The sequence below is a fragment of the Streptomyces sp. NPDC088124 genome, assembly GCF_040685895.1.
Taxonomy (GTDB): Bacteria; Actinomycetota; Actinomycetes; order Streptomycetales; family Streptomycetaceae; genus Streptomyces.
This window is the reverse complement of sequence record NZ_JBFBJB010000026.1, coordinates 38,478-51,064: the sequence shown is the minus strand read 5'-3', so window position 1 is coordinate 51,064 and position 12,587 is coordinate 38,478. Positions and strand designations below refer to the sequence as shown.

Below are 12,587 nucleotides of genomic sequence, written 5' to 3'. Positions count from 1 at the left end.
ACGGAATGGGGGCGGAACGGGGGCGCGGCGGGGCGTGAGGGGGCGTCAGGAGACCTGCGGGCCCCGGCGCTGGGGCAGCGACACCACGCCCGCCCCCATCGTGTCTCCCGCGTGCCCTGTGTTCCCTGTGTTCCCCATGGGGCCCGCGTGCCCCGTGTTCTGGGGGCCGCCCGCGCCCGGCGGCAGCCCCGCGACCTGGCAGAGCAGATCGCACCACGCCCCCAGGTGCGCCGCCGCGTCGGGTCCGCCGTGGCCCTCGCGCGGGGTCCAGGACGCCCGGATCTCGATCTGTGTCGCCGGCCTGCGCTCCGCGAGCCCCCCGAAGTAGTGCGACCCGGCCCGGGTGACGGTGCCGCTCGCCTCCTCGTACGACAGACCGCGCGCCTCCAGCGCCCCCGTCAGCCACGACCAGCACACCTCGGGGAGCAGCGGGTCGGCGGCCATCTCCGGCTCCAGCTCCGCCCGCACGAGCGTGACCAGCCGGAAGGTGCCCTGCCAGGCGTCGTGCCCGGACGGGTCGTGCAGCAGGATCAGCCGGCCGTCGGCCAGATCGTCGTCGCCGTCGACCGCCGCCGCCTCCAGGGCGTACGCGTACGGCGCCAGCCGCTTCGGCGGCGGTGTCGGGTCGATCTCGACGCCGGGGCGCGGCCGCGCCGTCCGCAGCGCGTCGACCGCGGAACGGAACGCGGACGGGACGCCATCGCCCTCCCCGCCGTCCGTTTTCCCGGTGCCGTTGGAATGATCGGAAAACTGTCCCTGAGCCGCAGCCATGCGGGGAAGAGTAGGCGGAACGCGCGCCTCGCGCAGGGAGGGACACCCGGCCCGGGCCGGCGGCTTCCCCGTACATGGGAAGATTCTGTACGTGAGCGCCAACGAACGCCCTCCGGGCCAGCAGACGAAGACGTACGAATCGGCCTTCCTGAAGGCGTGCCGACGGGAGCCGGTGCCGCACACACCGGTCTGGTTCATGCGCCAGGCGGGGCGCTCGCTGCCCGAGTACCTGAAGGTCCGCGAGGGCATTCCGATGCTGGAATCGTGCATGCGGCCCGAGTTGGTCACCGAGATCACGCTCCAGCCGGTACGGCGCCACAAGGTCGACGCCGCGATCTACTTCAGCGACATCGTCGTCCCCCTCAAGGCCATCGGCCTCGACCTGGACATCAAGCCGGGCATCGGCCCCGTCGTCGCCGAGCCGATCCGCACCCGCGGCGACCTGGCCCGGCTGCGTGACCTCACGCCCGACGACGTCTCCTACGTCACCGAGGCCATCGGGATGCTCACGGGCGAGCTGGGCTCCACCCCCCTCATCGGGTTCGCCGGGGCGCCCTTCACGCTCGCCAGCTATCTCGTGGAGGGCGGTCCGTCCCGCAACCACGAGCACACCAAGGCCATGATGTACGGCGACCCGGAGCTCTGGGCCGACCTGCTGGACCGGCTCGCCGAGATCACCGCGGCCTTCCTCAAGGTGCAGATCGAGGCGGGCGCGAGCGCTGTCCAGCTCTTCGATTCGTGGGTGGGCGCCCTGGCCCCCGCCGACTACCGCCGCTCCGTGCTGCCCGCCTCCGCGAAGGTCTTCGACGCCGTCGCGTCGTACGGCGTGCCCCGCATCCACTTCGGTGTCGGTACGGGCGAACTGCTCGGCCTGATGGGCGAGGCCGGCGCCGATGTCGTGGGCGTCGACTGGCGCGTCCCGCTGGACGAGGCGGCCCGCCGGGTCGGCCCCGGCAAGGCGCTCCAGGGCAACCTGGACCCGGCCGTCCTCTTCGCCCCAACCCCGGCGGTGGAGACCAAGGCCCGCGAGGTGCTCGACGCGGCGGCCGGGCTCGAAGGCCATGTCTTCAACCTGGGCCACGGCGTGCTGCCGAGCATGGACCCGGACTCACTGACCAGGCTCGTCGACTACGTGCACACGCAGACCGCTCGCTGATTGGCCGAAACCCGCTGGTGGTGCGGGGACGAATCGCCCCCGGGCGGGGGTGATTCGTCCCGCTCGGCGCCCCCGTCGCCCCCGGCGGCTCACCAGCCCGCCGCCCGGACCGCCGTCGTCGCCTTCCGCGCGGCGACGAGGATGGGGTCCCAGACGGGCGAGAACGGCGGCGCGTACCCCAGGTCCAGCGTGGTCATCCGCTCCACCGTCATCCCGGCGGTCAGTGCCACCGCCGCGATGTCGACGCGCTTCGCCGCCCCCTCCCGGCCGACGATCTGCACCCCCAGCAGCCGCCCCGTACGGCGCTCCGCGAGCATCTTCACCGTCATCGGCGCCGCGCCCGGGTAGTAGCCCGCGCTGTGGGTCGACTCGATCGTCGCGCTCACGAACTGGAGCCCCGCCCTGCGGGCGTCCTTCTCGCGCAGCCCCGTCCGCGCGATCTCCAGGTCGCAGACCTTGCTGACGGCCGTGCCGACCACGCCGGGGAAGACGGCGTAGCCGCCGCTCACGTTCGCCCCGATGATCTGGCCGTGCTTGTTCGCGTGCGTGCCCAGCGCGATGTGGCGGGTGGCGCCGGAGATCAGGTCGAGGACCTCCACGCAGTCACCGCCCGCCCAGATGTTCTCGTGGCCGCGCACCCGCATCGACAGGTCGGTGAGCAGCCCGCCGTGCGGTCCGACGGGCAGCCCGGCGGCGCGGGCGAGGGAGGTCTCCGGCTCGACGCCGATGCCCAGCACGACGACGTCCGCCGGGTACTCGGCGTCCGCCGTGGCCACCGCCCGCACCCGGCCGTCCGCGCCGGTGCGGATCGCGGTCACCTCCGCGCCGCCCACGGTGGTGATGCCCAGCCCGTCCATCGCCCCGTGGACCAGCCGGCCCATGTCCGGGTCGAGGGTCGCCATCGGCTGCTCGTCCCGGTGCACGACGGTGACCTCGTACCCCCGCTTCAGCAGCGCCTCGGCCATCTCCACGCCGATGTACCCGGCGCCGACGACGACCGCGCGGCCGCCCGTCGTCGCGGCGAGGGTGTCGAGCAGCGCCTGGCCGTCGTCGAGGGTCTGCACCCCGTGCACGCCCGCCGCGTCGATCCCGGGCAGCGCGGGGCGTACGGGGCGGGCGCCCGTCGCGACGACCAACTGGTCGAAGCCGGTCCAGCTCTCCGTACCGGCGTCCAGATCGCGGGCGCGCACCCGCTGCCCCGCCGGATCGATCTCCAGGACCTCCGTGCGGGTCCGCAGCCCGATGCCACGGGCCCGGTGCTCCTCGGGCGTACGGGCGATCAGCGCGTCCCGCTCCGTGACGTCGCCGCCCACCCAGTACGGGATGCCGCACGCGGAGTACGAGGTGAAATGGCCGCGCTCGAACGCGACGATCTCCAGCTCCTCCGGGCCCCGGCCCCTGCGGGCCGCCGACGCGGCGGACATGCCCGCCGCGTCGCCCCCCGATGACCACCATGCGCTGCGCCGCCATTGCGCGTCCCTCCGGTCGGTGCCCGCGTCGTTCGCGCGGTCCTGCCGGGAGGGAACGCTACGCGGGCGCAGCCGGTCAGTCCTCCTCGCGTCCCCGCTCGGCGGGTTCGGCGGGGGACGCCGGCTCCGCGGGCCCGGCGGCCGGCGCAGGCGCGGGCAGCAGCCGGCGCACCAGGCGCCAGAGCAGGAAGAGCGCGCCGAGCACGGCGGCGAACGGCAGCACCGCGCCGAGGACCACCCCGATCCACCGCAGCGTCGCGAGGAGCGCGTCCCAGCCGCCGCCCAGCGCGTCCAGGAACCCCGGATCCTCCGCCTTCCCCTCCTTCTCAACAGGATGCTTCTCGAAGAGCTCCAGTGTGATCGTGGCCAGCGTGGTGCGGTCCTTGAGCGACGCCTGCTGGGCGAGGAGCGCCTCCAGCGCCGACTGGCGGTTGCTCAACTCCCCTTCCAGCGCCACCACATCGCTCAGCTTCGTGGCCCGGTCCATCAACTCCCGTACGCGCGCCACACTCACGCGCTGCGAGGCGATCCGGCTCTGCACGTCCACGACCTGGTCGGTGACGTCCTCGGCCTTCGCCTTGCGCGCCAGCAGCGTTCCGGTGCCCGCCAGTTCGGCCAGCACCGCGTCGTACTCGGCCTGTGGGACCCGGAGCACGACCCGCGACGTCACCCCGCTGTCCTCGTCCCGCTCCGTGACCTCGTCCTGCACCAGCCCCCCGGCGTTCCCGGCCGCCGCCCGCGCCGTGGCGAGCGCCTTGCGCGCGTCCGCGACCCGTACGGTCAGCTCGGCGGTGCGGATCACATGGACCCCGGCGGGCGCCCCGCTCCTCCCGTCCTCGCCGCGCGCGCCGGAGGCCGCCGTCGCGCCGGGCGCGGCCGCGTCACCGGCCTCCGTCCCGGCCCCGTCCGCCTGACCGCCCCGCTCCCCGGCGGGCCGGGAGACGGCCTTCGAGGCCGTGTCCTGCGTACCGCCCGCGCTGCATCCGGCGAGCGCGAGCGAAGCGGTGAGCAGTGCCGCCGCGAGTGCGGGCATCCTACGCATGGTCCCCCCAGGGATTCGTCTGTCGTCGCGGGTTCGACGTGTGGGGCCCCTGCGGGGGTTGCTCTTCCACGGCTTCGAAGCGGTCACGGTCAGGACTCGTTCAGGACGGGACACGTGACGGGCCGAGGGAACACGTTTGAGAGAGTGGAGACATGGAGTCGAGCGCGCAGCACGTGGACACGCACACCGGCCATGTCGTCGTCATCGGGGGCGGCATCGCCGGTCTCGCCGCCGCCCACCGGCTGCTGGGCGCCGGCGTCCGGGTCACCCTGCTGGAGGCCACCGACCGGCTCGGCGGCAAGCTGCGCACGGGCGAGATCGAGGGCGCCCCCGTCGACCTCGGCGCCGAGTCCATGCTCGCCCGCAGACCCGAGGGCGTCGGACTCGCCGAGGAGGTCGGGCTCGGCGCGCTGCTCCAGCCGCCCACCGCCACCACCGCCTCCGTCTGGACGCGGGGCGCGCTGCGGCCCATGCCCAAGGGCCATGTGATGGGCGTGCCGGGCGACCCCGCCGCCCTCTCCGGACTCCTCTCCGACGAGGGGCTCGCCCGGCTCGCCCGCGAACCGGAGCTGCCCCCCACCGAGGTCGGCGACGACGTGGCGATCGGCGCGTACGTGGCGGAGCGGCTCGGCCGCGAGGTCGTCGACCGGCTGGTCGAACCGCTGCTCGGCGGGGTCTACGCGGGAGACGCGTACCGCATCTCCATGAAGGCGGCCGTCCCGCAGCTCTTCGACGCCGTCCGGAGCCATGACTCGCTGCTGGCCGGCGTCCGCGACCTCCAGGAGCGGGCCGCCGGGGGACCGCGGCCCGGCGGCGCCGTCTTCGCGGGCATCGAGGGGGGCGTGGGCCGCCTCCCGGGCGCCGTCGCGGACGCCGTACGGGCCGGGGGCGGCGAGATCAGGACGGAGACCCCCGTCCTCGCGCTGGTCCGGGCGCCGGAGGGCTGGCACATCCGTACCGACCGGGAGACGCTGGCCGCCGACGGTGTGGTCCTCGCGACCCCCGCGTGGTCCGCCGCCGCCCTGCTCGCCGACGAGTCACCGGCCGCCTCCGCCGAACTCGCCACCGTCGAGTACGCGTCGATGGCACTGGTGACGATGGCCTTCCGGCGCGCCGACACCGCCGCCCTGCCCGATCGCAGCGGCTTTCTCGTCCCGCCCGTCGACGGCCGCGCCATCAAGGCGTCGACCTTCTCCACCCGCAAGTGGGGGTGGGTCGACCGGGCCGCGCCCGGCCTGTTCCTGCTGCGCACCTCGATCGGGCGGTACGGCGAGGAGGAGCAGCTCCAGCGCGAGGACTCCGAACTCCTCGGCCTCTCCCTGCGCGACCTCCGCGAGGCGACCGGTCTCACGGCCCGGCCCGTCGCCCACGAGGTCACCCGCTGGACCGCCGGACTGCCCCAGTACCCCGTCGGCCACCAGGCCAGGGTCGCCCGCGTCCGCGACGCCCTCGCCAAACTCCCCGGGCTGCGCGTGTGCGGCGCCGCGTACGACGGCGTCGGCATCCCCGCCTGCGTCGCGAGCGCCCGGCGTGCCGCCGACGAGATCATCGCCACGTCGACCCTGGCGCCGGGCACCGGTCGGGGCGCGGGAGAATAGCCCCATGACTGCTTCTCCCGAGAAGGCCCCGAACGCGGGCAAGAAGGCCAAGGACCTCAACGAGGTCATCCGCTACACGCTGTGGTCCGTCTTCAGGCTGCGCGATGTCCTGCCGGAGGACCGGACCGGTTACGCGGACGAGGTCCAGGAGCTGTTCGACCAGCTCGGGGCGGCGGACGTCACCGTACGGGGCGCGTACGACGTGTCCGGGCTGCGCGCCGACGCCGACGTCATGATCTGGTGGCACGCCGAGACCTCGGACGCGCTGCAGGACGCGTACAACCGCTTCCGGCGCACCCGGCTCGGCCGCGCGCTGGAGCCGGTCTGGTCGAACATGGCGCTGCACCGCCCCGCCGAGTTCAACAAGTCGCACGTGCCGGCCTTCCTGGCCGACGAGACGCCCCGCGACTACGTGAGCGTCTACCCCTTCGTCCGCAGCTACGACTGGTACCTGCTGCCCGACGAGGACCGCCGTAGGATGCTCGCGGACCACGGCAAGATGGCGCGCGGCTACCCTGACGTACGCGCCAACACCGTGGCGTCCTTCTCGCTCGGCGACTACGAGTGGGTCCTGGCCTTCGAGGCCGACGAGCTGTACCGCATCGTCGACCTGATGCGTCATCTGCGGGCGTCCGAGGCGCGGCTGTACGTGCGGGAAGAGGTCCCGTTCTACACGGGCCGCCGCAAGTCGGTCGCGGATCTCGTGGCAGGGTTGGCGTGACGGTATGACGTGGTGGCCCGGTCCGTGACCGTACGGACCGGGCCGCCCCACCCGGAAGATCAGACGGCCGGCGGCAGTCTCCTGCTGCGCGCACGGCCCGTCCAGCGACACCGGGTTCGGCTCCGGGTTCCCATCGGCCGCAGGCCTGCGGAAACGCTGCGGACGGGGAAGACTCCAGTTCTTCCCCGTCCCCGCCCGTTCCGCCCCGGCTGCGGCCGATGGAACCCGGGTCGGTGCTCCCGGCGGAGCGCGCCCCGGAATACCGGGACGGACCCGCGATACTGGGACAGACAGCCCGAAGGCCCGGCGGCTTCCGCCGGGCCTTCGTCCGTTTTGCGTCGTGGGAGCTCGCCAACAGGCCATCGTGGTCCGGCGATACGGTCCGCGGACCCCGGAAACGGATTTTGTCAGAAGCGTTGACTAATCACTTCGGGCGCTCCTACCTTCATCGCGTCGCACATCGTACGTCATATACGAGGCCCGTTATGAAAGGAGTGATGGGCTTCTGGCTGTTATGTCCGCTTGGGGGTCGTCTCGCGCGTTCGAGGGCTCAACGGCGCGGATCCTGCCACCCCTTGGAGGGCTTCGGCGGATGGTCCGGCCGGCTGATCGGACAACGGCCGCTCACTGACTGACGAGATGAGACGCGGCCCGTTCACCGCCAAGATCCCGGGCCGCGACAGGAGAATTCCGATGCTCCCTGCGGGGAGCTTACCCAGTTTCGGGAGCAATGGTGCCCCCTCTTTCCCCCGTGCCCTTGTCCAAGACAGGGAGCTCGCCGGCCCGGCAGCGCAGCGGTATGCGCTGGACGATCGTGGGCTTCTCGGCCCTCGGCCTCACGATTGCCTATCTCGACCGCGCCGCGTTGAGCGTGGCCATGCCTTATATGTCGAAGGAGTTCCACATCAGCCCCGCTGTTCAGGGCGTGATGCTTTCGGCGTTCTTCTGGACGTACGCGCTGTTCCAGATTCCCTCGGGTTGGCTGCTCGATCGTTTCGGCCCGAGGATCATCTATCCCGCCGCCGTCGGCTGGTGGTCGGTCTGGACGGCGCTGACCGCCCTCGCGCAGGGAGTCGGATCCGTCATCGTGTTCCGCCTCGGCCTGGGGATCGGCGAGGCGCCGGTGCAGCCGGCGAACATCAAGGTCGTCTCAAGGTGGTTCCCGCGCAAGGAACGGGCTTTCGCTTCAGGTCTGTTCGACATGGGCCAGCAGATCGGAACGGCGCTGTCGATCCCGGTGGTGACGGCGCTGGCCCTCTTCGGCGGCTGGCGCCTGGCCTTTGTCGTGATCGGCGTCGTCGGGCTGCTGTGGATCGTGGGCTGGATGGCCGTGTACCGCGAACCCGAGGAGCATCCGCGGGTCTCCGCCGCCGAACTGGCCCACATCCGCTCCGATCGGGGTGAGGCGGACCCGGCGGAGTCGGTCGGTGCCAACCTGCCGTGGCGGGTGCTGCTGGGCAACTCTCAGGTGTGGGCACTGATGACCGGCTATGTGTTCCGCTCGCTCGCCGGGGCGTTCTTCCTCACCTGGTATCCCAGCTATCTGCTCGACGACCGCGGATTCTCCGAGAAGGATTTCGGCATGGTGGGCTGGATCCCGGCGCTCATCGCGATCGGCTCCACCGTGCTCGGCGGCATCGTGTCCGACCGGATGCTGGCGTCCGGAATCTCCGCGAATCTGGCCCGGAAGGTTCCGATCGTCTCCGGGCTCGCCCTGAGTGCGTGCATCGGTTTCGCCCCGTTCGTCGAGAGCAATCTTGTGCTGATGGTCGTACTCACCGTCAGCAGCGCCGCGCACTCCTTCGCGGGCGCGGCGATCCTGAGTCTGCCGGCGGAAGTGGCACCCTCGTCGGAGTCCGTCGGCGCCGTGGCGGGCTTCCAGAACTTCGGCTCCCAGGTGGGCAATCTCCTCAGTCCCATCGCCATCGGACTGTTCCTGGCTTCCAGTAACGGCTCCTATGTGGGCCCCCTGCTCGGCGCGTCGGCGTGTTCCCTGGGAAGCGCGGCGATCTACCTGTTCTGGGTACGCGTCAAGCCCGTCATAGCGCGTCAGGATCCTCCCGGGGATCTGGCCGAGCACGCTGAAAGGACCACCTCGTGAGCACCTCGTTGAACGTCGGCCGCCTGGTCGAGCGGCTCAGCACCGTCATCGGGATCCCCGTCGTGCCGTACGACGAGAACGGCGCGGTCGACCAGGACCTCACGGTCGCGCTGGCGGTACGTCTGATCCGCAACGGAGTGACCGTACTGACGGCCAACGGCAACACCGGTGAGTTCTACGCGCTCTCCCCGGACGAACGCCGCCGCGTTCTGACGATCGTCCTCTCGGCGCGTGAGAGCGCCACGACGATCGTTGCCGGGGTGGGGTTCGATCTCGGGACGGCCATCACCGACGCACGCTTCGCCCGCGATTTGGGTGCGGACGCGATCATGATCCATCAGCCCGTCCTGCCGTATCTGACGCCGAACGGCTGGGTCGAGTACAACGCGAGGATCGCGGCGACCGTACCCGATATCGGAGTGTTGCCCTACCTGACCCATCGCGCGGTCACCGGTGAGCACATCACGCGCCTGGCGGAACGGGCGCCGAACGTGGTCGGGCTGAAGTACTCCGTACCCGATCCGGTCGTGTTCGCCACGACGAGGGCGCAGGCGGCGGACGGACTGCTGTGGATCACCGGCCTGGCGGAGTCGTATGCTCCGGCCTACTGGCAGGCAGGGGCACGGGCCTTCACCTCGGGCCTGGTCAACGTCGCTCCGGCCGTGTCCCTGGAGCTGCTTGAGGCACTCCGGCACGGTGACGACGGCGCCGCCACACGGGTCTGGCGGCAGATCCGGCACTTCGAGGAGCTGCGGGCCCGCGACGCCTCCGCCAACAACGTATCGGTGGTGAAGGAGGCCATGCACCAACTCGGTCTGTGCCGGCGTGATGTCCGTCCGCCCAGTCATCCGCTGTCCGACGAACTCGTTCGCGAGGTCGCCGAGTCCATGGCGCGGTGGCGCTCCGCCGTGCCCGAGGCGGCCGGGGAGCGTGCGGCATGAAGATCGAGTCGCTGCGGACCTTCCTCCAGCGGGTGGGCGACCGGCCCAGAGTGCTGGTCAAGATCAGCACTGAGGACGGGATCGACGGATGGTCGGAGGTGTACAACCACGGCCCCGACCTGGCCTACCCACCGCTGCTGGACCACCTGTTCGAGCAGATCAAGGGTATGGACGCCCGGTCTCCGAGCCGGGTCAACCAGTTCCTCCTGCAGTCCGGCCGCTTCCCTCAGGGGGCGCTGGGGCTCGCCGCCATCGCCGCCATCGACCACGCGCTGTGGGACATCGCGGCCAAGTCCGTGGGCGTGCCGGTGTACCAGCTGCTCGGTGGTGCGGTCCGCGACCGGGTGCGGGTCTACGCAGGTCTGTACTCCGCGCCGGATGTCGGGGAACTGCGGGACACCACCGCGGCGTTGCACGACCGGTTCGGCTTCACAGCGTTCAAGCTCAGCCCCTACCGGACGGACCCGCACCGGACCCGGTTCGGGCTCGTGGTCCGCGAACTGGGCGAGTACTTCAGCGCGGTCCGCGACAGTCACCCCGCGGAGTGGGACTTCGCGTTCGACGCGCACGCGTGTCTGTGGGAACCGCGGCAGGCGATCGAACTCGGCGCCGCGCTCGCGCCCAACCAGCCACTCTTCCTGGAGGAGCCCGTACGGCCCGAGCACATTCCCGCCTGGGGCAGGATCCGGTCCGAGATCGCGGTGCCGCTGGCGACAGGGGAGTGCCTGTACTCCCCGCACGAGTTCCTGGCGCTGCTCGGCGCGGGCGGAGCCGATATCGTGCAGCCGGACATCTGCGTGGTCGGGGGCCTCACCCAGATGGTGAAGATAGCCACCATCGCCGACGCGCACTATGTCCCGGTCGCGCCGCACAACCCGCTCGGCCCGCTCGCGACCGCGGCGAACGTACACTTCGCGGCCGCGACGACCAACTTCAGCATCCTTGAGTACAAGCCCGACGACGTGTCGTGGTGCCCCGACCCCTACCTCCCGGTCGACGGCTGCCTCGCCCTGCGCCCGGACCGCCCCGGGTGGGGCATCGAGATCGACGAGGCCGCCCTCACGACCGACGACTGGATCACCTGGAACCGGAAGGTTCCTGTGCGTCCCGACGGCTCGACGGCATGGATGTGAAGCGGGCGACCGCCGCGACATGAGCGTCGCGCGGTATGAGCGGCGCCGCACAGGGGCGTCGCGGGTACCCACAGGTGCCCGCGGCCCCCGCGGCCCCCGCGCCGGAACGCTCCGGCCCGCCCCGAGGGGTCGGCACCCGTCCCGGCGCCTTCGGCCGGGCGCACGGTCGCGAGGGCGCAGGCGGCCGCGACGCGTGCTCCGGCAAGCAACGGGATGCTTCCGTGCCTCGCTGTATCACGCACGCCGGTTGTCAGCGGTACCCGTCGCCTCTACGCTCACACGGTCTTGTTCGTGAATCGTGTTCACATACATGATGGGAGTGTTCGATGAACGGAACTCCTCAGTCGCGTCCGGCAGCCGTGTTGTCCTCGATGATCGTCGCCCTCACCACCCTCGCCGCGGTGCTCGCCCCGACCGCGTCCGCCGCCGCCACGGAGAGCGGGACGCGCGCCGTCCCGGCGACCGTGGTGATCGACGGCAAGCGGATGCGGCAGGCCCGCGCCGCCCTCGACCGCGGTGACCCCGCGCTCCGCAAGGCCGTCACCTCCCTGACCGCGCAGGCGGATTCCTGGCTCGGGAAGGGGCCGTGGACCGTCACCGACAAGCCGAGGCCGGCCCCCAGCGGCGACCCGCACGACTACCTGAGCCAGGCCCCGTACTGGTGGCCCTCACAGCCGAAGACCGAGGCCAACCCCTGGGGCTGTCCGTACGTCCAGCGCGACGGCGAACGCAACCCGGAGATCGACACCGGCACGGACCGCCCCGAGCTCAGCAAGGTGGTCGGCTCCGCCACCACGCTCAGCCTCGCGTGGTACTACACCGGCCGTCAGCGGTACGCGGAGCACGCCGCCCGGATCCTGCGCACCTGGTTCCTGGATCCCGCCACCCGGATGAACCCGAACCTGAACCACGGGCAGTTCATCCCGTGCATGTACGAAGGCCGTTCCATCGGCATCATCGACTTCTCCCAGCAGTACACCAGCGTGCTGGACGCCCTCGCCCTCCTCGACACCGGTGCCCCGGGGTGGACCAGGAGCGACCGCGCCGGAATGCGCGCCTGGAACGAGGAGTTCCTGGACTGGCTGGTCGACTCCCCCTTCGGCAAGGAGGAGTCCGCCGCCGAGAACAACCACGGCACCTTCATGGACATGCAGGTCGCCGCCCTCGCCCTCGCCACCGGCGACCGGGCCCTCGCGCGCCGGACCGTCCTCGACGCCCGGGCGAAGCGGATCGATGTGCAGATCGCCGCGGACGGCAGCCAGCCCCAGGAACTCGCCCGCACCCGCAGCTGGCACTACTCGACCTTCAATCTGGTCGCGTACGCGCGGCTGGCCGCCACCGGCCGGCAGGTCGGCGTGGACCTCTGGCGGTACGAGGGGCCCCAGGGGCAGAACCTGCGCAAGGCCGTCCGCCAACTGCTGCCGACGGCCACCGGTGCCGCCCCCTGGCCCCACCCCGAGCTGGAGTTCTACCGCTACGCCGCGACGGACGTCGTCCACGCGGCGGCGGACGCGGGCGACCCGGGGGCCCGCGCGGCGGTCCGGCGTCTGCAACCGCCGCCGGGCGGCGACCTGTGGGCGCTGCGCCCCGGGGCCGAACAGCTCGACGGGCCCCTCTTCCCCTGACCGCTCTTCCTCTGACCGCTCTTTCCGCGG

The 12,587-nt window shown here is 71.9% G+C and carries 10 protein-coding genes; 7 read left to right on the top strand and 3 right to left on the bottom strand.

What is annotated here, in order from left to right:
* Nucleotides 1-45 precede the first annotated feature (45 nt).
* Nucleotides 46-771 carry a DUF3000 domain-containing protein gene (locus AB0P17_RS22260; protein ID WP_365813469.1) on the bottom strand — a complete coding sequence of 242 codons (726 nt, stop codon included), beginning with the start codon at nucleotides 769-771 and terminating at the stop codon, nucleotides 46-48.
* 91 nt (nucleotides 772-862) lie between these two features.
* On the opposite strand from AB0P17_RS22260, the gene hemE reads away from it, so the two are divergent.
* Nucleotides 863-1,927, top strand: coding sequence for a uroporphyrinogen decarboxylase (gene hemE / locus AB0P17_RS22255; RefSeq protein WP_365813467.1), 1,065 nt, complete (start codon nucleotides 863-865; stop codon nucleotides 1,925-1,927).
* A gap of 89 nt (nucleotides 1,928-2,016) precedes the next feature.
* On the opposite strand, the gene AB0P17_RS22250 is transcribed toward hemE, so the two are convergent.
* Both AB0P17_RS22250 and AB0P17_RS22245 read right to left on the bottom strand, forming a co-directional pair.
* Nucleotides 2,017-3,351 (bottom strand): FAD-dependent oxidoreductase, encoded by a 1,335-nt coding sequence (locus AB0P17_RS22250; protein ID WP_365813465.1) that lies wholly within the window; start codon nucleotides 3,349-3,351, stop codon nucleotides 2,017-2,019.
* Nucleotides 3,352-3,472: 121 nt separating this feature from the next.
* Nucleotides 3,473-4,429, bottom strand: a complete 957-nt coding sequence (locus tag AB0P17_RS22245) for a DUF4349 domain-containing protein (RefSeq protein ID WP_365813462.1) — start codon at nucleotides 4,427-4,429, stop codon at nucleotides 3,473-3,475.
* 161 nt (nucleotides 4,430-4,590) lie between these two features.
* Between AB0P17_RS22245 and hemG the strand changes: the two genes are divergently transcribed.
* The 6 genes from hemG (at nucleotide 4,591) to AB0P17_RS22215 (ending at nucleotide 12,557) form a co-directional block, all read left to right on the top strand.
* Nucleotides 4,591-6,036, top strand: a complete 1,446-nt coding sequence (hemG, locus tag AB0P17_RS22240) for a protoporphyrinogen oxidase (protein ID WP_365813461.1) — start codon at nucleotides 4,591-4,593, stop codon at nucleotides 6,034-6,036.
* 4 nt (nucleotides 6,037-6,040) lie between these two features.
* Nucleotides 6,041-6,757 (top strand): hydrogen peroxide-dependent heme synthase, encoded by a 717-nt coding sequence (hemQ, locus tag AB0P17_RS22235; RefSeq protein WP_365813459.1) that lies wholly within the window; start codon nucleotides 6,041-6,043, stop codon nucleotides 6,755-6,757.
* A 799-nt stretch (nucleotides 6,758-7,556) separates the two neighbouring features.
* Nucleotides 7,557-8,858: an MFS transporter gene (locus tag AB0P17_RS22230; protein ID WP_365813457.1), complete on the top strand. Its 1,302-nt coding sequence runs from the start codon at nucleotides 7,557-7,559 to the stop codon at nucleotides 8,856-8,858.
* Entirely contained in the window at nucleotides 8,855-9,799 is a 945-nt protein-coding gene (locus AB0P17_RS22225) for a dihydrodipicolinate synthase family protein (protein WP_365813455.1), read from the top strand. The genes AB0P17_RS22230 and AB0P17_RS22225 overlap by 4 nt, the downstream gene beginning before the upstream one ends.
* Nucleotides 9,796-10,932: a mandelate racemase/muconate lactonizing enzyme family protein gene (locus AB0P17_RS22220; protein WP_365813452.1), complete on the top strand. Its 1,137-nt coding sequence runs from the start codon at nucleotides 9,796-9,798 to the stop codon at nucleotides 10,930-10,932. The genes AB0P17_RS22225 and AB0P17_RS22220 overlap by 4 nt, the downstream gene beginning before the upstream one ends.
* A 326-nt stretch (nucleotides 10,933-11,258) precedes the next feature.
* Nucleotides 11,259-12,557, top strand: a complete 1,299-nt coding sequence (locus tag AB0P17_RS22215) for an alginate lyase family protein (protein WP_365813450.1) — start codon at nucleotides 11,259-11,261, stop codon at nucleotides 12,555-12,557.
* Nucleotides 12,558-12,587: the final 30 nt, after the last annotated feature.